22 protein-coding genes and 1 pseudogene are annotated in these 22,686 nt (G+C 71.1%); 4 read left to right on the top strand and 19 right to left on the bottom strand.

Annotated elements, in window-relative coordinates; all coding sequences use genetic code 11:
* Positions 1-759, top strand: a pseudogene (locus ACFOJE_RS11455) (hypothetical protein); the annotation flags it as partial.
* Between the two features lie 64 nt (positions 760-823).
* Here the strand turns inward: ACFOJE_RS11455 and ACFOJE_RS11460 are convergent.
* Positions 824-1,375, bottom strand: a complete 552-nt coding sequence (locus ACFOJE_RS11460) for a DUF1003 domain-containing protein (RefSeq protein ID WP_377814482.1) — start codon at positions 1,373-1,375, stop codon at positions 824-826.
* 319 nt (positions 1,376-1,694) lie between these two features.
* On the opposite strand from ACFOJE_RS11460, the gene ACFOJE_RS11465 reads away from it, so the two are divergent.
* Positions 1,695-2,264 (top strand): HPF/RaiA family ribosome-associated protein, encoded by a 570-nt coding sequence (locus ACFOJE_RS11465; RefSeq protein WP_377814484.1) that lies wholly within the window; start codon positions 1,695-1,697, stop codon positions 2,262-2,264.
* A gap of 46 nt (positions 2,265-2,310) precedes the next feature.
* Complete coding sequence (locus tag ACFOJE_RS11470; RefSeq protein ID WP_377814485.1) at positions 2,311-3,669, top strand: nicotinate phosphoribosyltransferase; 1,359 nt, start codon at positions 2,311-2,313, stop codon at positions 3,667-3,669.
* A 35-nt stretch (positions 3,670-3,704) separates the two neighbouring features.
* Here the strand turns inward: ACFOJE_RS11470 and pncA are convergent, their stop codons facing one another.
* From pncA to ACFOJE_RS11490, 4 genes are all read right to left on the bottom strand, one after another.
* Entirely contained in the window at positions 3,705-4,313 is a 609-nt protein-coding gene (pncA, locus tag ACFOJE_RS11475) for a bifunctional nicotinamidase/pyrazinamidase (RefSeq protein WP_377814693.1), read from the bottom strand.
* 2 nt (positions 4,314-4,315) lie between these two features.
* Complete coding sequence (locus ACFOJE_RS11480; protein WP_377814486.1) at positions 4,316-5,290, bottom strand: ribose-phosphate diphosphokinase; 975 nt, start codon at positions 5,288-5,290, stop codon at positions 4,316-4,318.
* 61 nt (positions 5,291-5,351) lie between these two features.
* Positions 5,352-6,362 carry a phosphotransferase gene (locus ACFOJE_RS11485; RefSeq protein WP_377814487.1) on the bottom strand — a complete coding sequence of 337 codons (1,011 nt, stop codon included), beginning with the start codon at positions 6,360-6,362 and terminating at the stop codon, positions 5,352-5,354.
* A 76-nt stretch (positions 6,363-6,438) separates the two neighbouring features.
* Entirely contained in the window at positions 6,439-6,783 is a 345-nt protein-coding gene (locus ACFOJE_RS11490; RefSeq protein ID WP_377814488.1) for a diacylglycerol kinase, read from the bottom strand.
* Positions 6,784-6,873: 90 nt separating this feature from the next.
* On the opposite strand from ACFOJE_RS11490, the gene ACFOJE_RS11495 reads away from it, so the two are divergent.
* Complete coding sequence (locus ACFOJE_RS11495) at positions 6,874-7,293, top strand: YkvA family protein (RefSeq protein WP_377814489.1); 420 nt, start codon at positions 6,874-6,876, stop codon at positions 7,291-7,293.
* Here the strand turns inward: ACFOJE_RS11495 and rloA3 are convergent.
* The 14 genes from rloA3 to malQ form a co-directional block, all read right to left on the bottom strand.
* Positions 7,286-7,795 carry a retropepsin-like aspartic peptidase RloA3 gene (gene rloA3 / locus ACFOJE_RS11500; protein WP_377814490.1) on the bottom strand — a complete coding sequence of 170 codons (510 nt, stop codon included), beginning with the start codon at positions 7,793-7,795 and terminating at the stop codon, positions 7,286-7,288. The genes ACFOJE_RS11495 and rloA3 overlap by 8 nt on opposite strands.
* 110 nt (positions 7,796-7,905) lie before the next feature.
* Positions 7,906-8,427 (bottom strand): ATP-dependent zinc protease family protein, encoded by a 522-nt coding sequence (locus ACFOJE_RS11505; protein ID WP_377814491.1) that lies wholly within the window; start codon positions 8,425-8,427, stop codon positions 7,906-7,908.
* 170 nt (positions 8,428-8,597) lie between these two features.
* The gene (locus tag ACFOJE_RS11510) at positions 8,598-9,587 is read right to left on the bottom strand and encodes a ribonuclease T2 family protein (RefSeq protein WP_377814492.1); all 990 of its coding nucleotides are present in this window, start codon (positions 9,585-9,587) and stop codon (positions 8,598-8,600) included.
* Between the two features lie 160 nt (positions 9,588-9,747).
* Positions 9,748-10,218, bottom strand: coding sequence for a YbhB/YbcL family Raf kinase inhibitor-like protein (locus ACFOJE_RS11515; protein ID WP_377814694.1), 471 nt, complete (start codon positions 10,216-10,218; stop codon positions 9,748-9,750).
* Between the two features lie 46 nt (positions 10,219-10,264).
* Positions 10,265-11,248, bottom strand: coding sequence for a lysylphosphatidylglycerol synthase domain-containing protein (locus tag ACFOJE_RS11520; RefSeq protein ID WP_377814493.1), 984 nt, complete (start codon positions 11,246-11,248; stop codon positions 10,265-10,267).
* Entirely contained in the window at positions 11,245-12,498 is a 1,254-nt protein-coding gene (gene clsB, locus ACFOJE_RS11525) for a cardiolipin synthase ClsB (protein WP_377814495.1), read from the bottom strand. Before clsB ends, ACFOJE_RS11520 begins: the two co-directional genes overlap by 4 nt.
* Before the next feature lie 49 nt (positions 12,499-12,547).
* Positions 12,548-13,336 (bottom strand): endonuclease/exonuclease/phosphatase family protein, encoded by a 789-nt coding sequence (locus ACFOJE_RS11530; RefSeq protein WP_377814695.1) that lies wholly within the window; start codon positions 13,334-13,336, stop codon positions 12,548-12,550.
* Between the two features lie 2 nt (positions 13,337-13,338).
* The gene (locus ACFOJE_RS11535; RefSeq protein ID WP_377814496.1) at positions 13,339-14,271 is read right to left on the bottom strand and encodes a DUF72 domain-containing protein; all 933 of its coding nucleotides are present in this window, start codon (positions 14,269-14,271) and stop codon (positions 13,339-13,341) included.
* A 30-nt stretch (positions 14,272-14,301) separates the two neighbouring features.
* Positions 14,302-15,615 carry a zinc-dependent alcohol dehydrogenase gene (locus ACFOJE_RS11540; protein WP_377814497.1) on the bottom strand — a complete coding sequence of 438 codons (1,314 nt, stop codon included), beginning with the start codon at positions 15,613-15,615 and terminating at the stop codon, positions 14,302-14,304.
* Between the two features lie 255 nt (positions 15,616-15,870).
* The gene (locus tag ACFOJE_RS11545) at positions 15,871-16,284 is read right to left on the bottom strand and encodes a CBS domain-containing protein (protein WP_377814498.1); all 414 of its coding nucleotides are present in this window, start codon (positions 16,282-16,284) and stop codon (positions 15,871-15,873) included.
* Between the two features lie 159 nt (positions 16,285-16,443).
* Positions 16,444-18,612, bottom strand: a complete 2,169-nt coding sequence (glgX, locus tag ACFOJE_RS11550) for a glycogen debranching protein GlgX (RefSeq protein WP_377814499.1) — start codon at positions 18,610-18,612, stop codon at positions 16,444-16,446.
* Between the two features lie 48 nt (positions 18,613-18,660).
* Complete coding sequence (locus tag ACFOJE_RS11555) at positions 18,661-18,972, bottom strand: DUF2934 domain-containing protein (protein ID WP_377814500.1); 312 nt, start codon at positions 18,970-18,972, stop codon at positions 18,661-18,663.
* Positions 18,969-21,752, bottom strand: coding sequence for a malto-oligosyltrehalose synthase (locus ACFOJE_RS11560; RefSeq protein WP_377814501.1), 2,784 nt, complete (start codon positions 21,750-21,752; stop codon positions 18,969-18,971). The genes ACFOJE_RS11555 and ACFOJE_RS11560 overlap by 4 nt, the downstream gene beginning before the upstream one ends.
* A partial coding sequence (gene malQ, locus ACFOJE_RS11565; RefSeq protein WP_377814502.1) for a 4-alpha-glucanotransferase occupies positions 21,749-22,686 on the bottom strand: 938 nt, incomplete at its 5' end. The genes malQ and ACFOJE_RS11560, both read right to left, overlap by 4 nt.

The following is a 22,686-nucleotide window of genomic DNA, read 5'->3' on the forward strand; positions in this document are numbered from 1 at the left end:
GCCGCCCGCCCGTCCGCGGCCGCCGCCAGCGCCCGCGCCACGGCGCCGTCCCCGGTGCGCAGCATCGAGCCGCCGCGCCCGGCCAGTCCGGCGCCGAGGGCCGCCGAGCCCGCGCCGGTCGCGGCCAGACCGGCCCGTGCCGCGGGCGGTGCGCCGGGCGTGGTGTCCCTGCCTGCCGGTATGAGCGGGCTGGACCTGCGGGTGCTGCAGTACATCGACGAGCATCCCGGGTGCTCGCCGGACGAGGTGATGGACGCCATGGGCCCGGACGAGCCGGCCTCGGTGTCCCTGGTCACGCTGCGCCGCGAATGGCTCGACCGCGATGCCGAGGGGCGTTACCGGATCAAGCCGGACATGTGCGCGCGGATTCCGGGCAACGGCCAGCCGGTGGCTGCGGTCGTCGAGGCGGCGGAGAAGGTCCGCGCGGTGGCGGAGGAGTCGGCGCCGAGCCGGCCCAGCGAGCTGGAGCGTTCGTCGCTGCTGGCCTACGCCCCGAGCGCGCCCAAGCCGGCATCGAAGGAAGCGGCCAAGCTGGCCAAGTTGCCCAAGGGCCAGCGGCAGATCCTCGAATTCCTGCGCGACAACGGCAAGGCGCGCAGCAAGGACATCGCCAACGCCCTCGACCAGGAAGTGGCCCAGGTCAACGCCGCCCTGCTCGGAGCGCTCGCCGACTACGTGTCGGTGATGCACAGCTTCTGGCGGCTGAGCGATGAAGCGGCGGCGGCGCTGGCGCCCGCCGAGACGGCCGAGGCCTCCTGAGGCGGCCCGGCCGGGAGGGGAACGGGGCGGTGCCTTGTCCCCTCGCTCCACGGCCAGGGTGGATCTACTGCTGCTTCTTGACGAAGCTCTGATGCATCTCGACGGTCAGGGCTTCGATCTTCTCCGACAGCTGCTTGGTGATCTCGGTCAGCCGGGTGTTCTGCTCCAGCAGTTCCAGCAGCCTCTTCGAATTCTCATCGGCGATCTCCAGCCGCTGCTGGGTGGCCTGGGCCAGCGCCTCCCGGTGCTCCGCGTCGGCGTCGGAGAGGGCCTTGTCGCGTGCGGCCTGGCGCGTCTGCGCCAGCAGGATCAGCGGCGCGGCGTAGGCGGACTGCAGGCTGAAGGCCAGGTTGAGGAGGATGAACGGGTAGACGTCGAAATGGCTGAAGCCCAGGGTGTTCGCCCCGACCCAGAGAATGACGATCAGGGTCTGCGCCCCGAGGAAGGCCGGGGTGCCGAAGAAGCGGGCGAAGGCTTCGGCCTTGAGGCCGAAGGTGTCGTTGCCGAAGGTGCCCGACAGGTGGCCGTGGGAGCGCAGGAAGCGGAACGGGTCGAGGTGCGGGCGCGGCGCCTGGGGCGCGTCGGCGGTTGGTGCTTCGGGTTGCGGTGCGTTCATGGGGTCCCCTGAGCGACTGGGATGAATCTGGGCGCCGTGGCCTGGCCGTCGGGCAGGTCCGGCACCGGTGGGAAGCGGGCCGCCGCCGGAGGGCAGCGGCCATGGCCAGGTCATCGGGGGCATATGATAGCCATCGGGCATGCAAGCGTGGGCACAAGCGTCCGCCTGCTTCCTTGGCCAGGCATCCGGCGGCCCGCAATCGAGGCTATGCCCGCCGGCCTCCTACACTTGTGATACCGGCGCCAGGGGCGGGCCGGGCGCTCCGCGCGCCGCCGGCCTTTCCCGAGCCCGCGGTGCTCCCGTCCTTGCGAGGTCCATCATGCAAAAGCCACTGCAGATCCATTTCCACGAGATCGAACCTTCCCCGGCCATCGAGGCGCGCATCCGCGAGCAGTGCCAGGAGCTGGAGGAGTTCTGCGACCAGATCATCGGCTGCACGGTCACCGTCGACGCGCCGCACCGCAGCCAGCACCAGGGCCGGCTCTACCAGGTCAAGGTGCACCTGACGCTGCCGGGCGAAGACATCCATTCGACCCACGCCCACCACGACGAGCATGCCCACGAGGACCTCTACGTGGCCATCCGCGACAGCTTCAGGGCGGTGCGCCGCCAGCTGGAGGACTACGCGCGCCGGCGCCGGCTCGACGTCAAGAGCCACGAGCCGGCGCAGCGGCAGGGGACGGTGACCGAACTGCACGGCGACCGGGACTACGGCATGCTGGAGACCGAGGATGGCCGGCAGGTCTACTTCCACCGCCACAGCGTGCTGAACGCCGCCTTCGACCGCCTGCACGTGGGCGATTCGGTGCGCTTCGCCGAAGAGGCCGGCGAGCAGGGGCCGCAGGCCAGCACCGTGCATCCCGAGGGGAAACCGCACGCGCAGGGCTGAGCCGCCGCCGACCGCCAGAGCCCGTCGCCCGTTCCCGGAGACCGCCATGCCGCTCGCCGCGCCACGCCTCGCCGATCCCGGTGCGCTGTGCACCGACCTCTACGAACTGACCATGCTGCAGGGCTTCTTCGAGCGCGGCATGCAGGACATCGCGGTGTTCGAGTTCTTCGCCCGCCGCCTGCCGGACTGCCGCAACTTCTACCTGGCCGCCGGCCTGGAACAGGCGCTGGACTACCTGGAGCGGCTGCGCTTCGAGCAGGCCGAGCTGGACTGGCTGGACGGCCTGGGGCTGTTCCGCCGCGACTTCCTCGACCACCTGGCCGGCCTGCGCTTCACCGGCGACGTGGACGCCATGGCCGAGGGCACGCCGTTCTTCGCCGACGAGCCGATCCTGCGCATCACCGCGCCCCTGCCCGAGGCGCAGCTGGTGGAGGCGCGGCTGATCAACCTGCTGCACTTCCAGAGCCTGATCGCCAGCAAGGCGGCGCGGGTGGCGCTGGTGGCGCCGGGCCGACGCCTGGTGGACTTCGGCATGCGCCGTGCCCACGGCGCCGAGGCCGCGGTGTACGCGGCGCGCGCCTGCTATCTGGCCGGCTTCGACGCCAGCTCGACGGTGCTGGCCTGCGCCGAGTTCGGCATCCCGGCCTCCGGCACCATGGCCCACTCCTTCGTCCAGGCCCATGCCGGCGAGGCCGAGGCCTTCGAGCACTTCGCCCGCAGCCTGCCGCAGGCGGCGGTGCTGCTGATCGACACCTACGATACCGAGGCGGCGGCGGCCAAGGTGGTCGCCCTGGCGCCGCGCCTGGCCGAGGCCGGCGTCCGCATCCGGGGCGTGCGCCTGGACAGCGGCGACCTCGCCGCCCATGCGCACAAGGTGCGCGCCATCCTCGACGCGGGCGGACTCGGGGAGGCGACCATCTTCGCCAGCGGCAACCTGGACGAGTACGCGATCCGCCGGCTGCTGGAGGCGGGCGCGCCCATCGACGGCTTCGGCGTCGGCACCCTGCTGGACACCTCCAGCGACCTGCCGGCCCTGGACTGCGCCTACAAGCTGCAGGAATACGCCGGCCAGCCGCGGCGCAAGCGCTCGGAAGGCAAGACCACCTGGCCCGGACGCAAGCAGGTCTGGCGCCGCTACGACGCCGACGGCCGCTGCTGCGGCGACCGACTGACCCTGGCCGACGAGCGCGCCGAGGGCGTGGCGCTGGTCCGGCCGGCGATGCGCGGGGGCCGGCGGGTGCAGCCGTCGCCGGGCCTGGCGCAGGTGCGCGAGCACGCCCGCCGGCAGCTGGAGAGCCTGCCGTCGGCCCTCCGCGGCCTGGAGCCTGCGCCCGGCTATCCGGTGGAAGTGTCGGCGGCTATGCGGGCGCTGGCTGCGACGGCGGACCGCCTGAGCGGAGGGTGAGGGGCGGCCGCTCCCAGCGGATGCGTGCGGCGCGCTCAGGGCTCGATCTTGATGCCCGCCGCGGCCATCTTCTGCAGCGCCGCGGACAGGGAGCCGGCCTGGTCGATGGCGCGGCAGGCGTCCAGCAGCACCACCACCTCGAAGCCGGCCTGACGCGCGTCCAGCGCTGTGTAGAGCACGCAGTAGTCGGTCGCCAGCCCGACCAGGAACAGCCGGCGCAGGCCGCGCTCCAGCAGGTAGCCGGCCAGCCCGGTGGGGGTGTGGCGGTCGTTCTCGCGGAACGCCGAGTAGGCGTCGACCTCGCGCCGGCAGCCCTTGCGCAGGATCAGTTCGGCGTGGGGGATGGCCAGTTGCGGGTGGAACCCGGCGCCGGCGCTGCCCTGCACGCAGTGCTCGGGCCACAGGGCCTGGGCGCCGTAGGCCAGCTGGATGGTCTCGTAGGGGCGGTGGCCGGCATGGCTGCTGGCGAAGCTGCAATGGCCGGGCGGGTGCCAGTCCTGGGTCAGCACCACGTGGGCGAAGCCTGCGGCCAGGCGGTTGATCTTCGGTACCAGCTCGTCGGCGCCCGGCACGACGAGGGCGCCGCCGGCGCAGAAGTCATTCTGCAGGTCGACCGCCAGCAGCAGGTCGTGCTCGCCGCCCATGCTCACGAGGGCTCCCGCAGGGGCAGGCCGTACTCCCCGGCCAGCAGCGCGGCCAGCGCGGTGCTGGTGTCGAGGATCTGCAGGCGGCGGCGGACCAGCTCGGGGGCGAGACGGAACGGCGGCACGCTGTCGCAGAGGACGATGCGCTCGATCAGCGGACTATCGAGCAGCTCGGTACCGCCGGTGAACAGGCCGTGGGCGGCGGCGGCGAAGACGCGCACGGCGCCGGCCTCGCAGCAGGCCCGGGCGGCGCGCAGCAGGGTGCCGCCGGTGCTGATCAGGTCGTCGACGATGACCGCCACCCGGCCCTGCACCTGGCCGACCAGCAGGGAGCCGGTGACCACGTCGTTGCTGCGGTACTTCTCCATGTAGGCGCTGCCCACCGGCCGCCCGAGGCGTTCCTCCAGCGCCTGGCGGAAGGCCTCGGCGCGCTTGGCGCCGCCGGCGTCGGGGGAGACCGCGACCGCGTCGGCGCCGGCCAGCTGCGCGGCGAAGTGCTCGGCGAACAGCCCGGCGCTCTCCAGGTGCTGGGTGGGGATGTGGAAGGCGTTGTCCAGGGCGGCGACGTTGTGCACCTCCAGCACCAGCAGCCGGTCCACCCCGCAGGCCTCGATCAGGCCGGCAACGTAGCGGGTGATGATCGGGTCCTGGAACTTGGTGCGGCGCTCCTTGCGCGCGTAGCACAGGTAGGGCGCGACCAGGTGGACGCGGCGGGCGCCGGCGTCCTTCAGCGCGCCGCAGAAGAACAGCAGGCGGCAGAGCTTGTCGTTGACGCTGCGTTCGGCGTCGCCGTAGAGGCTGTGGAAGACGAGGGTCTCGCGCCCGGCGACCGGCGTCAGCGGCCGGCTCTTGTGCTCGCCGTCCTCGAACTCGCGCTCCTCGTGGTCCGCCAGCTCGCAGCCGAGGCGCCGGGCGACGCGGGCGGCGTAGTCCTGGCTGCCGTGCAGGGCGAACAGCAGGGGCGGGGCGCTGGCCATGGTCGAACCTCCTCGGGCGGGGCGGGGGTATCCATTGAGCATTGCGCCTGCGTACGTTCCGTCAAGGCAGGCCGTCGCCGCGCAGGTAGGCCCCGGCCTGGTGCAGCAGCGCCATCGCCTGCCTGGCCTTGTCCGCGGCCTGCGCCGGGTCGCGCTGGCGGCGCGCGCTGCCGGCCAGGGTGAAGCAGCGGGTGGCGGCGCGCAGGGAGAGGAACAGCGGCAGCGGCCGGCAGTCCTCGGGCTCGGTGCCGTGCGCCAGGTAGCTGCGCAGCAGCCGCGTAGCCAGGTCGGCGAGGCCGTGGTGGCGCAGGTCCATCAGCAGGAAGGCGAGGTCGTGGAGCACGTCGATGCAGTTCAGCCGCTCGCTGAACTCGATGCCGTCGAACAGCGTCGGCCGGCCGTCGAACAGGCAGATGTTGGCCAGGCGCAGGTCGCCATGGCAGCGCCGCACCCGGCCCTGGCGCCGGCGCCGGTCGAGTGTTCCGGCCAGCGCCTCGAGGCTCTCCAGCGTGGCGCGGTGCAGGGCCTCCAGGGTGCCGCCGTCGAGCAGCTCGGGATAGCGGCCGAGCTCCTGGCGGTTTTCGGCGATCACCTGGCGGATCGCCAGCGGGCCGCCGAAGGCCGGGGTGATCTCCGCAGCAGCATGGAAGCGGGCGATCTCCGCGCCGAGTTCGTCCATCAGGCCGGGGCCCAGCCGCCCGGCCCCGGCCAGGTGCTCGAACAGCGCCTCCTGGGGGAAGCGGCGCATCACCACCACCCAGTCCAGCACCGCGCCCTCGCCGTCGAAATGCAGCCGGCCGTCCGCCGTCCGCCGGATCGAGCGCACTTCCCGGTAGAGCTGCGCAGCGGTGCGCCGGTTCAGGCAGAGCTCGGCGCGGCAGGCGCGCTCGCGGCGCTTCAGGCTGAGGTAGTCCAGCGCCGCGTAGGCCACGGCGCGCTTGAGCTTGTAGGCGCGCCCGGCGTGGAGGAAGACCAGTGAGCCGTGGGTCTCGATGCGCTCGACGCAGCCGTCCGCCTCGCCGTAGCTGTCGGCCCGCGAGAGAAAGGCGATGACCTCCTGCTGGTCCTGCATGGCTGCTCCTCCGCCGGTCCGGACGCGGCCCCTCGAAGCAGTCTGGACCATGCCGCCGGCGATGGAAAATCCGCCCTCAGCGCAGCAGGAAGGCGAGGCCGACCACCAAGGCGACCACGCTGGCTACCAGCACGGCGCCGGCGGCCAGGTCCTTGGCCGCGCCGATGGCCGGGTGGCGCTCGGGGTGGAGATGGTCGAGCAGGGTTTCCAGGGCGCTGTTGAACAGCTCCGCCATCAGCACCAGGCCGGTGGCCAGGCCCAGCAGCGCCCACCACAGCGGCGCCGGACGGGTCGCCAGCAGCAGGCCGAGCACCATGGCTGCGGCCAGCAGGTGGCAGCGGAAGCTGCGCTCCCGGCGCGCCGCCAGCTTCAGGCCGGCGAGGGCGAAGCCGAGCCGCCTGCGGAAGGGGAGTCCTTTCATGTGCGTGCTCCGCGAAGTCCGCCGGGCCTGTCCCCGGCTGGCGTGCTGCTGTATGGTGCCGACCTCCGTCACCGCCGTCCGGATCGCCCCATGTCCACTCCCTCCGAACCGACCGCCCCGCGCCGCCTGTCCGAGCGACTGCGCGGCTGGGCTCGCGGCCTGAAGCGGCAGATCATGATCCTCTGGTTCTGCTGCCGGCATCCCGACACGCCCTGGCCGCTGAAGGCCCTGGCGGTCTGCGTGGTGGCCTATGCCCTGAGCCCCATCGACCTGATCCCCGACTTCATCCCCGTTCTCGGCTACCTGGACGACGTGATCCTCCTGCCGCTGGGCATCCTGCTGCTGCTGCGCCTGCTGCCGGCGCCGGTGCTCGACGACTGCCGGCGCCGCGCCGCGGACTGGGAGCAGTGCCACGAGCCGCGTCCGGTGAGCTGGGTGGCGGCCGGGCTGATCCTGCTGCTCTGGCTGGCCGCCACGGCGCTGCTCGGGCGCTGGCTCGGCTTCATCTGAGCGCGTCGCCGGCGCAGGAAGGCTGCACGGTGTAGGTCCGGGACACGTCCACCACGCCCATCTGCTCCAGGGTGCGGCGACCGATCAGCACCGGGTAGATCATCTTGCTCCGGTTGTTCAGCGAGAACTGCTCGTCGTAACGGCGCTCGCCGATGCAGATCGACATCAGCACCACCGGGCGCCGTTCCGCGCCGCCGGCGCCGCGGACCTTCACGTCGCGCACCACCTTGCGCTCGAACGTCACGCGGCGGTTCTTGCCCTGTTCCTTCACCTCCACAGTGAAGCGCACCCAGGGCTCGCCGTCCCGCTCGAAGCGCCGGAGGTCCTTGGCGTCCAGGGACGAGGTCTGGGCGCCGGTGTCGAGCTTGGCCTTCACCGGCAGGTTTTCCGGCAGGAGCAGGCCGTTCTCGACCCAGCCGTAGATCCGCGGCTCGGCGCTCGCGGGGAGGGAGGGGGCGCCGAGCAGCGCGGCCAGGGGAAGGATCTTGAGCAGGCGGTGCATGGGGGACTCCTTGGGAAGACAGCCTTCACCATAGCCAAGGGTCCGTGAAAAGGGCGTAGAACGTGGTGCTAGGAGCGGACAGGCGAACGTTTCGCGCCTGTCCGGGGCGCTCAGCGGGCGATGGCGGGGGCGACGCAGGCGGGCTTCACGGTGAAGCGCTTGTTGGCGTCCACCGGGCCCATGCGTTCCAGGGTCTGGCGGCCGAGGAGCAGCGCGTACTTGGCCTTGGTCTTGTTGTTGAGGACGAAGCGTTCCTCGTAGCGCCGCTCGCCGACGCAGACCGCCATCACTACCACCGGGCGGGTTTCCGTTCCGCCGAGGGTTTGGACCTTCACCTCGTCCACCACCTTGCGCTCGAAGGTCAGGTGGCCCTTCTCGCCGCTTTCCTCGCTCCGGGCCTTGAGCTTGAAGCGCACCCAGGGCTCGCCGCGGTGTTCGAAGCGCTCCAGGCCGCGGGCGGCCAGGGCCGAACTCTTGGCGCCGGTGTCGAGCTTGGCCTTCACCTGGACGTTTTCCGGCAGGATCAGGCCGTTCTCGACCCAGCCGTAGATCCTCGGCTCCTCGGCGCCGGCCACGGAGGCGGGGACGCCGAACAGCGTGGCCAGGGAGATGATCGTGAACAGGCGATGCATTGGAACAGCTCCTTGAAAGCGAATGCCGGATTTGGAATAGGAATGGACAACAGAGGTGACCGGCTCTCTCTGGTCGACACGCCCATTCGACTCCGCCGACCGCGCTAAAGTCACCCTCCGCGCGAATTCCCGCTCCGCTTTCCGGCGCGCTTTCGCGCACCGCCCGCCGCTCAGACGCCGCCGGCCTCGATGCGGATCTGCTCCTGGCGGCATTCCTTGGACGACGGCGCCGGACGCTTGGGCAGCGGGGTGCCGATCAGCTCGGCGACGCTGCCGCCGGCCTTGAACTCCCGCGGCAGGCGGACGCGGATCTCGTTCAGGTAGCTGCCTTCGCAGAGGAGGGTGAAGTTGTTGTCGGCCTTGTCGTTGCCCGCCGCGGCCTCGACCTTGCGGTAGAACTCCTGGCGGGAGATGGTCTTGCCGGCGTTGGCGGTGACGTAGCGGCCGATCTCCGAGTCGTTCACCGTCCTGACCGCCGTCGCCGCCTCGCGGAAGTAGGCGTCGTCGTCCAGCGCCTGGCAGGTGCCGTGCTTCTCCCATTCGTGGCTGCCGAAGCGGGTCTCGTAGTAGAAGTTGGGCATCCACGGGCGGACGAATTCCAGGGTCTCCTGGCTCAGCTGCAGGGGCGCGTCGGAGCAGTTGCCGTAGTGGGCGCCGCAGGACTGCCTGTTCGGCCACAGGCCGTGCAGGGTGAGGTTGGGCACCTTCAGGCTGCCGTCGGCCAGGTGCTCACATTCGGGCTTGCGGCCCTTGAACTGGCTGTGTTCGCAGAAGCCCGGCTGCCAGGTGATCGCCAGCACGTAGCTGTCCTGCTGACCGGCGACGTTGCAGGCCTGGGCGCTCTGCTTGGCCGGAGCCGGCGCGGCGGCCGGCGACCCCGCGCCCTCGGCCGAGCCGCAGTCGGCGGAGACCCAGCGCAGGGGCTCGCCGGCGCCGGGGACCTCGATGCGGTACCACTGCCGGCTCTGGCCGTTGACCTCGCGGATGGCGTAGCGGGTGCCCGGGACGAGCCTCACCTGTCCGGGGTTGCTGCCCTTGCGGAAGGACTGGAAGGCTTCGCAGGCCTGGCTGGCCTGGAAGCTGCCCTGGGCCGGTTCGGCGGCGAACGGCGCGCTGCTGATGAGAAGGAGGGAAAGGGGCAAGAGGGCGAGGCGTCTCATGGGAACTCCTGGCGGGGAAAGAGGGGCTGCGCGGGGGCAGGCTTTCGCGGCGGGGAGTTATACCTCAATGCTTTCCGTACTGTCCGGATGATGGCTATTGGTCGGGGGTGGCCAGCCAGGGGCGACCTGCCGGGGGCGAGTCCGTTCGCCGGCCCTTGTCCTAGTGCTGCTTCTGGTAGCGGCCGATCAGCTCGGCCTCGGCGATCACGTGGCCCTTCATCTCCTGCTGCAGCTCCGCCCGGGTCGGGTGGTGCAGGTCGGGGAGGCGGATGTCCAGGGCGTAGAGCTTGTGGAAGTAGCGGTGGCAGCCGATCGGCGGGCAGGGACCGCCGTAGGCGGTGCGCTGCCAGTCGTTGCGCCCGCACAGGGTGCCGGCGGGCAGGTCCTTCTCGGCGACCCCCTGCGCCAAGCTGCAGGCGCGCGGCGGCAGGTTGTAGAGCAGCCAGTGCACCCAGATCCGCTGCGGCGCGGCCGGGTCGGGGGCGTCCGGGTCCTCGACGACCAGCACCAGGCTCTTGGTGCCGTTGGGCGGCGTGCTCCACTCCAGGGGCGGGGACAGGTCGTGGCCCTCGCAGGTGTAGGTCGCGGGGATCATGGCGTTGTGGGCGAAGGCGCTGGAGTTCAGTTTCATGGTCACGGCGGTTTGCTCCTGTCGGTCGGAGGACGGGCGCCGGGCCTCATTGCCGCTCCCCGGCCCGGTTGCTGCGCAGCATCTGCTTGGCGCGCGCCTCGATGACAAGGTAGACGATGCCGGCGACCAGCAGCGGCAGCAGGAAATAGACGGCGCGGTAGCCGATCAGCGCGGCGATGAGGGTGCCGCGGCTCACCTGGTGGTGCAGGAAGGCGACGAACACCGCCTCCAGCACGCCGAGGCCGGCGGGGATGTGGGCGACCACGCCGGCGATGGCGCTGATCAGCAGCACTCCGAGCACCGTGGAAAAGGCGACCTGCTGGCGCAGGAGGATATGGATGACCAGCGCCATCAGCACCCAGTTGGCGACGCCGACGACCATCTGCCAGAGCCCCAGGCGCAGGCCGGGCAGGCCGATGCCGTGGCCGCGGAAGGTCCAGACGCGGCGCCGGGCGAAGGCGCAGGCCAGCAGGTAGGCCGCGGCCAGGGCCAAGAGCCCGAGGCCGAGGGCGCGCAGGGCGGCGAAGCCGATGCCCCAGTCGCCCGGCGGCACCACGGCGCCGGCGGCGAAGACCGCCCCGGCCAGCAGCAGGTAGCTGGTCCAGTTGGTCGCCAGGCTCAGGGTGTAGACCTTGGTGATCTGCAGGTTGTCCAGCCCGAGCCGGCGGTAGAGCCGGTAGCGCAGGGCCAGGCCGCCGACCCAGGAACCGAGGTTGAGGTTGAAGGCGTAGCAGACGAAGGTGACCGTCAGGATCTGCCGCCAGGGCAGGTCGTGGCGGGCGTAGCGCTGGCCGAGCAGGTCGAAGCAGCCGTAGACCAGGTAGCTCGCCGCCGAGGCGGCCAGGGCCAGGAGCAGGGTTCGGGCGTGGTACTGGCGCAGGGCGGCGCTGGCCTCCTGCCAGTCGATGGTGCGCGCCAGGGCCGCCAGCATCGCCGCCAGCAGGACGAAGAAGCCGTAGATCAGCAGGCGCCGGACGAGCGGCCACCAGGCGGGGCGGGCCGGCGCGGCGGCGCGTTCCAGGCGGCTCATTGGCTGGGCCGCTGCAGGTCGATGGGCGTGGAGTCGGCGGCGGCGGGGGGCATGCGCTCCGGGGTGAGCAGCTCCAGCCGGGCGCTGTGCGCCGGCAGCCAGCCGACCCAGGCGGGGAAGTGGCGCAGGAAGTGGAAGCTGAGGAAGGCCAGCGGCAGCCGCCACCAGAGACCGCGGGCGATCTTCTCCGGGGTCATCGCCTTGCAGTAGTGGTGCTTGAGGTTCTCCAGGTTCTCGCTCAGCTCGCGGTTGAAGCGGCGGTCGAGGACGATCAGGTTGGCCTCCAGGTTGAGGGCCAGGCTCAGCGGGTCCAGGTTGCTGGAGCCGACCGTGGACCAGTCGTCGTCTGCCACCGCCACCTTGCTGTGCAGCGGGCGGTGGCAGTACTCGTGGATGGTCACCCCGGACTTGACCAGGTAGTTGTAGAGGATGCGCGCGCCGAACTTGGCGATCGGCATGTCCGGCTGGCCCTGCAGGATCAGCTCGACCCGCACCCCGCGCCGCGCCGCGTCGCGCAGCTCGCGCAGCAGGCGGTAGCCGGGGAAGAAGTAGCCGTTGGCGATGGTCAGCCGCCGACGCGCGTCGCGGATCGCCTCCAGGTAGCGCTCCTCGATGTCGCGCTGATGGTTGCCGTTGTCGCGGACGACGAACAGCACCCGCGCCTGCCCCGGCCCGGCGCTCTCCTGCCAGTGGTTGGCGCTGACCTTCACGTGGTGCCGCCACCAGTGCCGCGGCGGCTGCTCGGGGGCGACGGTGGAGAGGGCGAACAGGTGGATGTCGCGGGTCACCGGCCCGACCACCTCCACGGCGTAGTCCTGCTTGGCCTCCGGGCCGAAGTCGCCGAGGTGGTCGGCGGAGAAGTTGATGCCGCCGACGAAGGCGCGCACCCCGTCGATCACCACGATCTTGCGGTGCAGGCGGCGGAACAGGTTGGTGCGCATGCCCATGAACTTCGGCCGCGGGTCGAACATGTGGATGCGGATGCCGACCTCGGTCAGCGCCGCGACGAACTCCGCCGAGAGGTCCGCCGAGCCGTAGCCGTCCACGGTGATCTCCACGTGCACGCCGCGCCGCGCCGCGGCGATCACCTCGCGGTGCAGCTCCTTGCCGACCTTGTCCTCAAAGAGGATGAAGGTCTCGATGAGGATCTCCCGCCGGGCCTCGCGGATCGCCTCGAACACCCGCGGGAAGAACTCTTCGCCGTTTTCCAGCAGGCGGATCTCGTTGCCGTTTCTCCAGTTGAAGTTCATGGCGCGGTCCTGTCGAGGGTCGTGGCCCCACGCCATCCGACCGGGGCGTTCACAGGCGCACCTCCACCGCCAGGGGCAGATGGTCGGAGAGGTGCGACCAGGGCCGGTGCGAGAGGATCTGCGCGTTGTGGGTGCTGGCGTTGCGCACGTAGATGCGGTCCAGGCGCAGCAGCGGGAAGCGCGCCGGGAAGCTCTTGGCGACGATGCCGTTGGCGCGGGCGAAGGCCTCGTGCATGCCGCAGTTCTCGAGCATGGCGCTGGCCCGCAGGCGCCAGTCGTTGAAGTCGCCGGCGACGATCACCTGGGCCTCCCGCGGCAGCGAGCAGACCAGCTCGCAGAGCAGCCCGAGCTGCTTCTCCCGGTCCCGCTCCATGAGGCCCAGGTGCACGCAGATGGCGTGCACCTGCCAGTGCCCCGGCACGTCCAGCTGGCAGTAGAGCATGCCGCGCCGCTCCGGGCCGGGCACCGAGATGTCGAAGTTCTCGTAGCTGAGGATCGGGTACTTGGACAGCACCGCGTTGCCGTGGTCGCCGTGGGGGTAGACCGCGTTGCGGCCGTAGGCGAAGTCGCTCCACATGGACTCGGCGAGGAACTCGTATTGCGGCGCGTCCGGCCAGTTGGCGTGGCGCCTGGCGTGGCGCTGGTGGGTGCCGAGTACCTCCTGGAGGAACACCAGGTCGGCCGAGACGGCGCGCACCGCCTCGCGCAGCTCGGGGAGGATGAAGCGGCGGTTGAACAGGGTGAAGCCCTTGTGGGTGTTCACCGTGAGGACGTGCAGCGACTCCACCGTGGTCTGCTGGACCTGGCGCACGCCTGCTTCCGTCGCGAACCCCTCCATCGTCACGCCGCCACTCCGGGCGGGTTGCATGGCCGCGCGCCGGCCGCCGGCAGCAGGCCGCGCTCCAGGCCGAGCAGGCGCAGCAGCCGGGCCGCGTCGAAGGGCGCGTGGGTCTTGGCGGTGTTGTCGAAGTAGCAGTAGACGTCCCGCTCGGGCAGCGCCGGCGGCGGCTGCTGCGGGAGGATCAGCCGGGCGTCCTGCGGCTGCCCGCCGCGGCTCCAGGCGCGGATGCGCCGGCTCCAGAAGTCCAGGGCCTCGTCGCCGTAGCCGCTGGCGTACAGCTCGGTGTCGCCGTGCAGGCGGAGGTAGACGAAGTCGCTGCAGAGGTCCTCGCACCAGGGCCACTTGCCGGCGCTGTCGGCCACCACCAGGGCCACCTCGTGGGCGCGCAGCAGCTCGACCAGCGCCGGCACCAGGAAGCTCTCGTGGCGGACTTCGAGGGCGTGGCGCAGTGGCCGCCGGCGGTCGATCTGCAGGTGACTCTGCTCGTCCAGGCGCGGATCGTGCTCGCGTGCCAGGGCCAGGGCGGCCTCGTTGTCGTGGGGCAGCAGGGCGAGGAAGGTCTCCAGCTGCGCGGGATCGAAGCGAAAGCCCGGCGGCAGCTGCCAGAGGATCGGGCCGAGTTTCTCGCGCAGGCGGAACAGGCCGGAGGCGAAGAAGTTGGCCAGCGGTTTGCGCACGTCGCGCAGGCGCCGCACGTGGGTGACGAAGCGCGGCGCCTTGACGCTGAAGACGAAGCCGTCCGGCGCCTGCTCATGCCAGAGCGCATAGCGCTCGGGCGTCTGCAGGGCATAGAAGGAGGCGTTGATCTCGATGCTGCCGAAGGCCCGCGAGGCGAAGCGCAGCTCGTCCTTCGGCGCCAGCCCGCGGGGGTAGAAACCGCGCCGCCAGGGGCCGTAGCTCCAGCCGGAGATGCCGATGCGCAGGTCAGCCATGGCCGTGCTTCCTCCGTTCCCGCCGTCCGTTCAGGGTTTGTCCGGCCGGGAGATGGACACCGGATCGCTGGCCGGGAAGGTTTCCTCGATGCCCTCGTCCAGCTGGTTTTCCTTGCGCTGCGCCTCCGCGTGGCCCTCGCTCATCTGCGGGTGCAGCTCGACCTTGATCCAGCCGCGCTCGCGCCGGTCGAACGCCTCGAAGGCGGCGATGGCGTCGCTCATCGGCTTGATCTGGGTGAGGATTTTCGCCGGGTCGACGCGCTTGGACAGCACCAGCTCCAGCAGCCTGGGGATGTACTTGCGGTGGTGGCAGTTGCCCATGTTGATGGTCAGGTTCTTGTTCATCGCGAGGCCGATGGGGAAGCTGCGCGCCTGCGGCGGATAGACGCCGATGATCGACAGGGTGCCGGCCTTGTCCAGTGCCTGCACCGCCCACTCCAGCGCCTGGCTGGGGGCGTCGCCCGGCTGCCAGTTGCGCCCGTGGGGGTGGGGGTGCGGGACCAGGGCCTCGACCTCCTGGGCGAAGCGCTTCTCCTCCTCGGGCTGCTGCCCGTGCAGGAAGGCGTGCTCGGCGTCCACCCCCACCGCGTCGATGGCGCGGTCGACGCCGATCCCGGCGGTCAGCCGGTGCAGGGTCTCGACCGGATCCTCGCGGTTGAAGTCGATGGTTTCCGCGCCCTGGTGGCGGGCCATCTGCAGCCGGTCCTCGTACTGGTCGATGGCGAACACCCGGGCCGCGCCGAACAGCTTGGCGCTGGCGATGGCGAACTGGCCGACCGGCCCGCAGCCGAACACGGCGACCGTGTCGCCGTCGTGGATCTCCGCCATCTCCGCGCCGAAGTAGCCGGTCGGGAAGATGTCCGAGAGCAGGATGGCCTGGTCGTCGCTGATCTCGGTGGGCAGCTTGACCAGGCCGATGTTGGCGTAGGGAATCCGTGCCCGTTCCGCCTGCAGTCCCTGGAACGGCCCGCTGCTCTCCGGGCCGCCGAAGAAGGCGGTGCCGGCCTCCTTGCCGTTGGGGTTGGCCACGTCGCACTGGGCGTAGTAGCCGCAGCGGCAGTAGGCGCAGTTGCCGCAGGCGATGGTGGAGGGGATGACCACCCGGTCGCCGATCTGCAGGTTGCGCACGTCCGGGCCCAGCTCCTCGATGATGCCGACCCCCTCGTGGCCGAGGATGGTGCCGGGGCGCATGCCGCTGACCGTGCCGCGGACGAAATGCAGGTCGGTGCCGCAGATCGCCGAGGCGGTGAGGCGGACGATGGCGTCGGTGGGCGCCTCGATCCGGGGTTCGGGCACATCCTCCAGACGGATGTCGCCGATATCGTGGAAAACGACCGCTTTCATGGGAGCCTCCCGGGGGCAGCCCCTTGCGGGAGTGCCCAGGCCGTGCGGATGTGCCTGGGCGGGGCTGCGATGTCGGGTCGTGGACGATCGCCGCGGGTTCGCCTGGAGCCTGTTCGCGGACAGGCGCCCGGTGGCACCTCTTTCAGGGTCTGCGGCCGCTTTCGCCGGCAGGGACTGCATGGGAGCGGATTGATCGGCGACGGATCGCCGATGGATTCGCTCCTACCGAAGCGCAAGACCTCGAAAGGCGGATGCTCAGTGGGCCTGGGCGACGCCGCGCAGCACGGTGTTGGTGATGTTCGGGTCGTTGCTGCTGGCGATGTTGCCGAGGGACACCATGCCGACTAGGCGCTTCTCGCGGCTCATCACCGGCAGACGGCGCACGTGGATGTCGGCCATGTTCTCGGCGACGTGCTGCAGATCCTCGTCCTCGAAGCAGTAGCGGATGTTCGGGCTCATCACCTGGCGCACCGGGGTGTCGAGGTCCATGCCCTTGGCGAGCGCGCGGATGCAGATGTCCCGGTCGGTGAGCATGCCCACCAGACGGTCGCCTTCGTTGACCAGCAGGGCGCCGCTGTCGACCTTGGCCATCATCTCCGCGGCTTCGCGGATGCTCTGTTCGGGCTGGATGGTGCAGATGTCGCGGGACATGATTTCGTTGATCTTCATGGCGTGGCTCCTGTGCTTCTTCTACGACATGGGGAAGGGCTGGTCGCCGTTCGGCCTGGCCAGTCTGGTACGTCCGTACCCTTTTAAAGACTAGCCCCGGCCCTGGGGGTTCACCTTTTTTCGCCGCCTGGCGGGCATCGCGCAGGCAGGCCCGCCGGGCTATTGCGGGGCCTGGCCGGGGCCGTTCCTGATCAGCTCGAACAGCAGCAGCGAGCGGCCGGTGACGCCGTATTCGCGGCCGAACTCGAACCTCTCGGCCGCCGCGGTCGGCTGGTTGGTGTCCACCAGGCGTCGCCAGCAGCTGCCCTGGGCGACTTCCGGCAGGCTGAAATTGACCAGGTCGTAATGGGCGTTGACCACCAGCAGCAGGGTGACGTCCGCGCCGGCACGGCGGATGCCGGTCGGCTGGGCGCGGCCGTCGAGCAGCATGCCGAGGCAGCGGCCCTGGTTCTCCCCCCACTGCTCGGTGGTCATCTCCTGGCCGCCGGGCGACAGCCAGGTCACGTCCTTGACTCCCAGCTCCTCGTTGTAGGCGCCGACCAGGAAGCGGTTGCGCCGCAGGATCGGGTACTTCAGGCGCAGATGGATCAGGCGGCGGACGAATTCCTGCAGGGCCTTGCGCTCCTCGTCGATGTTCCAGTCGATCCAGCCGATCTCGCCGTCCTGGCAGTAGGCGTTGTTGTTGCCGTGCTGGGTGCGGGCGAACTCGTCGCCGGCCACCAGCATCGGCGTGCCCTGGGAGAACAGCAGGGTGCCCATGAAGTTGCGCATCTGGCGCAGGCGCAGGGCGTTGATCTGCGGGTCGTCGGTCGGCCCCTCGACGCCGTGGTTCCAGGACAGGTTGTTGTCGGTGCCGTCGCGGTTGTCCTCGTCGTTGGCCTCGTTGTGCTTGCCGTTGTAGGAGACCAGGTCGTTGAGGGTGAAGCCGTCGTGGGCGGTGACGAAGTTGATCGAGGCGAACGGCCGCCGCCCGCGTTCGTTGAACAGGTCGCCGGAGGCGGTCAGGCGCCAGGCCAGGTCGGCCAGCTGGTCCTCGTCGCCTTTCCAGAAGGCCCGCACGGTGTCGCGGAACTGGTCGTTCCACTCCGCCCAGCCGGGCGGGAAGCCGCCCACCTGGTAGCCGCCGGGACCGATGTCCCAGGGCTCGGCGATCAGCTTGGTCTGGCGCAGCACCGGGTCCTGGCGGCAGGCGACCAGGAAGCCGTGGCGCTCGCTGAAGCCTTCCGGTTCGCGGCCGAGGATGGTCGCCAGGTCGAAGCGGAAGCCGTCCACGTGCATTTCCGTGGTCCAGTAGCGCAGCGAGTCGGTGACCATCTGCAGCACGCAGGGATGGGAGAGGTCGAGGGTGTTGCCGGTGCCGGTGTCGTTGACGTAGTAGCGCTTGCTGTCCTGGCGCAGGCGGTAGTAGGTGCAGTTGTCGATGCCGCGCATGGACAGGGTCGGGCCCAGCTCGTTGCCCTCGGCGGTGTGGTTGTAGACCACGTCGAGGATCACCTCCAGCCCGGCGTCGTGCAGGTGGGCGACCATCTGCTTGAACTCCTGGATCTTGCCGGTGGCCAGGTAGCGCGGGTGGGGGGCGAAGAAGCCGATGGTGTTGTAGCCCCAGTAGTTGCTCATGCCCTTTTCCAGCAGGTGCTGGTCCTGGACGAAGGCGTGCACCGGCAGCAGCTCGACCGAGGAGATGCCGAGCCGGCGCAGGTAGTCGAGCACCTCCGGCACCATCAGCCCGGCGCAGGTGCCGCGCTTGCCCTCCGGTACCGCCGGGTGGCGCATGGTGAAGCCGCGCAGGTGGGTCTCGTAGAGGATGGTGCGGTCCCAGGGGGTCTGCACCGGCCGGTCGCGGCCCCAGGTGAAAGCCGGGTCGATGATCTTCGACTTGGGCACGTAGGGCGCGCTGTCGCGGCTGTCGAAGCTGAGGTCGGCGTCCGGGTGGCCGACGGTGTAGCCGAACAGGGACTCCGACCAGAGCAGCTCGCCGACCAACTGCTTGGCGTAGGGGTCGATCAGCAGCTTGTTCGGGTTGAAGCGGTGGCCGGCGTCCGGCTCGTAGGGGCCGTGCACCCGGTAGCCGTAGATCTGCCCGGGGTGGGCGTCCGGCAGGTAGCCGTGCCAGATCTCGTCGGTGTACTCGGGCAGCTCGATGCGCTCCAGCTCGACCTTGCCGGCGGCGTCGAACAGGCACAGCTCGACCTTGGTGGCATGGGCGGAGAAGAGGGCGAAGTTGACGCCGAGCCCGTCCCAGGTCGCGCCCAGCGGGAAGGGCAGGCCCTCCCGCAGGCGCGAGTGGGCCTTCACCTGCGGGGCCTGGAACGGCGGACGCGTGCCCATGCGGTTTCCTCCTGCGGCGATCTAGGCGATCTGGATGATTCGGGGCGCTCAGGCGCCCGGCGGCGGCGTGCGGGTGGTCCGCGGTTTCTTGGTCTCGCTCTTGCCCTCGCTCTTGGGCTTGGCCTTGGCCTTGCCGGCAGCGGGCGTGGTTTCCACCGGCTTCACGCTGCGCGGTTTGCGCGTGCTGGCCGGTTTGGCCGGCGGCGGCGTTTCCTCGGCCGCGCCGCCCTGGGTCTGCTGGCCGGTTTCCACCAGCCGGCGGGCCATCTCCCAGTGCCGATCGTGCTGGCCCTCGGGACAGCCTTCCGACTGCCAGATCTGGTAGGCGAGTTCGCGGATACGCTCTTCGTCGTCGCTCATGGGGACTCTCCGTTGCATCGATCGCAGAAGAAAAGGCCGACGGGAAAGGCCTCCAGGGCCTCGCCTACGGACAGCTCGCCGGTACTGGTTGTGACTGCCGTTCCGGAAAAAATTCCCTGCAGGCTGCCGTGCGGCAGATCGGCCGGCAGGCGCACGCGGGTATCGCCCCAGCGCGGCGGATCGACCAGCGGGCGGTCGCTGTCGCCGAGCAGCGGGCAGGCCAGCCGCGGCACCAGCACCAAGGCCCACCGGGCGTCCCGCTGGCGGGCGAAGGCGAACAGCCGTTCCGCCTCCTGGCCGATCACCTCCAGCGGCCGGTAGTCGCCTTCGGCGAACAGCGCCGGGTGGCGCGCGCGCAGGGCCAGGGCGCGGGCGATCAGCCACTGCTTGATGCGGCCGTCGCGCCAACGTGCCAGCAGCTCGGCGGGATCGGCGTCCTGTTGCAGGGCCCGGCGGCGGGCGGCGAAGTCCACCGGCCGGCGGTTGTCCGGGTCGACCAGGCTGAAGTCCCAGAACTCGGCGCCCTGGTAGAGATCGGGCACGCCGGGGACGGTGAGTCGCAGCAGGGTCTGGGCCAGGCCGTTGAGGGCGCCGGCCGGGGCGATGGCGGCGGCGGCGGCGGCGATCTCGCCGCGCAGGTCGCGCATCCCCTCGTCCTCCAGCAGCTTGCCGAGGAAGTCGCGGCAGGCCTCTTCGTAGGCGGCGTTGGGCGCGCTCCAGCCGCTGCGCAGCTTGGCCTCGCGGATCGCCTTCTCCTGCCACTGGCGCAGGCGCCCGGCGTAGGCGGCGAGGCCTTCGGCGTCGTCCGCGGCCAGTTCCGGCGGCCAGCTGCCGAGCAGGGTCTGGTAGAGGATCAGCTCGTCGCCGGGAGTGGGCGCCGGTCCGTCGGGCAGGAGCCGGCGCAGGGGCGTGGCCAGCAGCAGCCAGTGCTGGACGCGCTCGCCGTACCAGCCGGCGCGCTCGCTGAGCACGGCCAGGCGCGCGCGGGCGTCCTCGCCGCGCTTGTGGTCGTGGGTGGCGGTGGCCAGCAGGCTGTCCGGGAAGTCCTCGCGGCGCCGTTGGCAGAGGGCGTGGAAGTCCGCCGGCGGGGCGGCGAAGCGCTGGCTGTCGAAGCCCACGTCGTTGCGCGAGAGCAGCACCGCCGAGCGGTACAGGGCGGTGTCCTCCACCGCCTTGGCGGCGGCCGGCGCGGTGACCTGCTGGAAGCGCACGCCGGCGTGCCGGTACGGCTTGCGCAGCGGCCGCGGCAGGCGGCGCCAGGGCTGGCCGCCGAGCCAGCGTTGCAGATGCCCGAGCAGCGCCCCGTCGTTATCGCCCAGGGCGAGGCGCGCGCCGTCGAGGGCCTGGCGGAAGAACGGCTCGTCCTGCGCCGGGCGGCCGCAGGCGTTGAGGTAGGTGCGGTACACCGGGTAGTGCACGATCAGCTCGCGCAGCGCGCGGCGGATCTGCCCGAGGGTGATGTCGCGGGTCATCAGATCGCCGCGGGCCACCTGCAGCAGGCCCTGGGCCACGCTTTCGAAATCCCCGGCGAGGGTGCTGGCGAGGATCAGCCGGCGGGCCTCGCGGGCCTCTTCGAGGAAGTCGGCGGGGCGGCCGCTGAGGTTGTGCCAGAGCGCGCGCAGCCCGGCCTCGCCGTCCGGGTCGTGCTGCAGCAGGGACACCTGGTTCATGAATTCGTAGCCGGTGGTGCCGTCCACCTGCCAGTCGCGGTGCAGCTCCTCGCCCTGGCCGAGGATCTTCTCCACGTAGATCGGCCGCCCGGGGCCCGCCGCCAGCCGGTCGAGCCGGCGGCGCAGGCGCCGGCAGTAGCCGTGGGGATCGGCCAGACCGTCCACGTGGTCGATGCGCAGGCCGTCGATCAGGCCTTCCTCGATCAGCTGGAAGATCTTCGCGTGGGTCGCCTCGAACACCCGCGGCCGCTCGACGCGCAGGCCGCCCAGCTCGTTGATGTCGAAGAAGCGCCGCCAGTTGATGTCGTCCGCCGCGGTGCGCCAGCTGGCCAGGCGATAGCACTGCCGTTCGAGCAGGGCGTGCAGGCGCTGCAGCCCTTCCGGCTGGCGCGAGTCGTAGCGCTCCAACGCGTGGCCGATGGCGGCCGCGACTTCTTTCTGCTGCGCCAGTTGCGCCAGCTCGGCGCGCAGCGCGACGGCCTGGGCGCGCGGGTCGGCGTCGCTGCGCAGCGCGGCGAAGCGGCCGGCCAGGGCGCGCAGCGCCGGATGGTCGGTGGCACCCAGGAGTTCGGCGTAGTTGGGCGGGCTGATCGGGAAGCGGTGTTCGTAGTGGCCGGCCTGGAAGCTGCCGGCGGTGGCGTCGAAGCGCAGGGGGATTTCGCCGTTCTGCAGCATCTCGCCGTAGTCGCTGCGCAGGAAGGGCACCAGCAACTGGCCCTCCAGCAGCGGGTCGGGGGAGTTCCACTGGATGTCGAAGAAGGTCGCGTAGGGACTGCGCCGGCCCCATTCCAGCACGTCCAGCCACCAGGGATTGCCGGCGCCGCCGACCGCCATGTGGTTGGAGACGATGTCCAGGATCAGCCCCAGGCCGTGCCGGCGCAGCTCCGCCACCAGCCGCCGCAGCGCCGCCTCGCCGCCCAGCTCCGGGTTGATGCGGGTCGGGTCGATCACGTCGTAGCCGTGCAGGGAGCCGGGACGGGCGGCGAGCAGGGGCGAGGCGTAGACGTGGCTGATGCCCAGGTCGGCGAAGTAGCCGACCAGGGGCACCGCGTCGTCGAGGGTGAAGCCCTGGTGGAACTGCAGGCGCACCGTGGCGCGCAGGCCGTTCATTCCGCCTTTCCGCGCGCGTCGGCGAGAATCCGCAGGCGCCGCGCGGCATCCCCGCCGTCCAGCAGCGTGGCGCTGTCGCCGGGATAGCGCCGCCGCCAGTTGGGATGGCTGTCGACGGTGCCCGGCAGGTTGGCCTGCTCTTCCAGGCCGAGGGCGTCCTCCAGGGGCAGCAGGACCAGCGGCGCCGGGGTGTGGCCGAGGAAGCCGACGCAGGCGTCGATCATTGCGGCGCTGTCCAGCACCTCGTCCGCCTCCGGCCCGCCGTCGGCGGCCAGGGCCTCGCGCAGGGCGCGGCGCTCGCGCCCGCGGGTTTCCCGGGCTTCCTCGGTGGCCTGGGTGTCGGCGATCTGCAGGCGCTCGCGCCAGTCGATGTCGCGGCCCTGCCACCAGCCGTCGAGGGTCGGCAGGTCGTGGGTGGCGCTGGTGGCCAGGGCGTTGTCCGGCCAGTGCGGCGGCGGGTGGAAGCGCCCCTGCCGGTCCTGCTCGAAGAGCAGCACGCGCATGCCGAGGATGCCGCGTTCGGCCAGCTCCTCGCGGAAGCCCTCGGGCACGGTGCCGAGGTCCTCGCCGAGGATCAGCGCCTTGTGCCGCCAGGATTCCAGGGCCAGCAGGCGCAGCAGGTCGTCCTGCGGGTAGTGCAGGTAGGCGCCGTCGCGCTGGTCGCCGCCCTGGGGGATCACCCAGAGCCGCTTGAGGCCCATCACGTGGTCGATGCGGATGCCGCCGGCGTGGGCCAGGTTGGCCCGCAGCATCTCGATGAAGGCATGGAAGCCGTGGCGTTTCAGGCCCCAGGGCGAGAAGGCCGAGACCCCCCAGCTCTGGCCGTTGCGGTTGAGGATGTCCGGCGGCGCGCCGACGGTCAGGGTGTTCAGCAGTTCGTCCTGGCGGCTCCAGGCCTGGCTGCCGCCGCCGGCGGCGCCCACCGCCAGGTCGG

The organism is Azotobacter bryophylli, assembly GCF_042643485.1.
GTDB classification, from domain to species: Bacteria; Pseudomonadota; Gammaproteobacteria; order Pseudomonadales; family Pseudomonadaceae; genus Azotobacter; species Azotobacter bryophylli.

What these genes read in the sequence shown, in the direction of transcription:
- ACFOJE_RS11460 (WP_377814482.1), bottom strand. Translation starts at nt 1,375, where the DNA reads ATGAACGCACCGCAACCCGAAGCACCAACCGCCGACGCGCCCCAGGCG.
- ACFOJE_RS11465 (WP_377814484.1), top strand. Translation starts at nt 1,695, where the DNA reads ATGCAAAAGCCACTGCAGATCCATTTCCACGAGATCGAACCTTCCCCG.
- ACFOJE_RS11470 (WP_377814485.1), top strand. Translation starts at nt 2,311, where the DNA reads ATGCCGCTCGCCGCGCCACGCCTCGCCGATCCCGGTGCGCTGTGCACC.
- pncA (WP_377814693.1), bottom strand. Translation starts at nt 4,313, where the DNA reads ATGGGCGGCGAGCACGACCTGCTGCTGGCGGTCGACCTGCAGAATGAC.
- ACFOJE_RS11480 (WP_377814486.1), bottom strand. Translation starts at nt 5,290, where the DNA reads ATGGCCAGCGCCCCGCCCCTGCTGTTCGCCCTGCACGGCAGCCAGGAC.
- ACFOJE_RS11485 (WP_377814487.1), bottom strand. Translation starts at nt 6,362, where the DNA reads ATGCAGGACCAGCAGGAGGTCATCGCCTTTCTCTCGCGGGCCGACAGC.
- ACFOJE_RS11490 (WP_377814488.1), bottom strand. Translation starts at nt 6,783, where the DNA reads ATGAAAGGACTCCCCTTCCGCAGGCGGCTCGGCTTCGCCCTCGCCGGC.
- ACFOJE_RS11495 (WP_377814489.1), top strand. Translation starts at nt 6,874, where the DNA reads ATGTCCACTCCCTCCGAACCGACCGCCCCGCGCCGCCTGTCCGAGCGA.
- rloA3 (WP_377814490.1), bottom strand. Translation starts at nt 7,795, where the DNA reads ATGCACCGCCTGCTCAAGATCCTTCCCCTGGCCGCGCTGCTCGGCGCC.
- ACFOJE_RS11505 (WP_377814491.1), bottom strand. Translation starts at nt 8,427, where the DNA reads ATGCATCGCCTGTTCACGATCATCTCCCTGGCCACGCTGTTCGGCGTC.
- ACFOJE_RS11510 (WP_377814492.1), bottom strand. Translation starts at nt 9,587, where the DNA reads ATGAGACGCCTCGCCCTCTTGCCCCTTTCCCTCCTTCTCATCAGCAGC.
- ACFOJE_RS11515 (WP_377814694.1), bottom strand. Translation starts at nt 10,218, where the DNA reads ATGAAACTGAACTCCAGCGCCTTCGCCCACAACGCCATGATCCCCGCG.
- ACFOJE_RS11520 (WP_377814493.1), bottom strand. Translation starts at nt 11,248, where the DNA reads ATGAGCCGCCTGGAACGCGCCGCCGCGCCGGCCCGCCCCGCCTGGTGG.
- clsB (WP_377814495.1), bottom strand. Translation starts at nt 12,498, where the DNA reads ATGAACTTCAACTGGAGAAACGGCAACGAGATCCGCCTGCTGGAAAAC.
- ACFOJE_RS11530 (WP_377814695.1), bottom strand. Translation starts at nt 13,336, where the DNA reads ATGGAGGGGTTCGCGACGGAAGCAGGCGTGCGCCAGGTCCAGCAGACC.
- ACFOJE_RS11535 (WP_377814496.1), bottom strand. Translation starts at nt 14,271, where the DNA reads ATGGCTGACCTGCGCATCGGCATCTCCGGCTGGAGCTACGGCCCCTGG.
- ACFOJE_RS11540 (WP_377814497.1), bottom strand. Translation starts at nt 15,615, where the DNA reads ATGAAAGCGGTCGTTTTCCACGATATCGGCGACATCCGTCTGGAGGAT.
- ACFOJE_RS11545 (WP_377814498.1), bottom strand. Translation starts at nt 16,284, where the DNA reads ATGAAGATCAACGAAATCATGTCCCGCGACATCTGCACCATCCAGCCC.
- glgX (WP_377814499.1), bottom strand. Translation starts at nt 18,612, where the DNA reads ATGGGCACGCGTCCGCCGTTCCAGGCCCCGCAGGTGAAGGCCCACTCG.
- ACFOJE_RS11555 (WP_377814500.1), bottom strand. Translation starts at nt 18,972, where the DNA reads ATGAGCGACGACGAAGAGCGTATCCGCGAACTCGCCTACCAGATCTGG.
- ACFOJE_RS11560 (WP_377814501.1), bottom strand. Translation starts at nt 21,752, where the DNA reads ATGAACGGCCTGCGCGCCACGGTGCGCCTGCAGTTCCACCAGGGCTTC.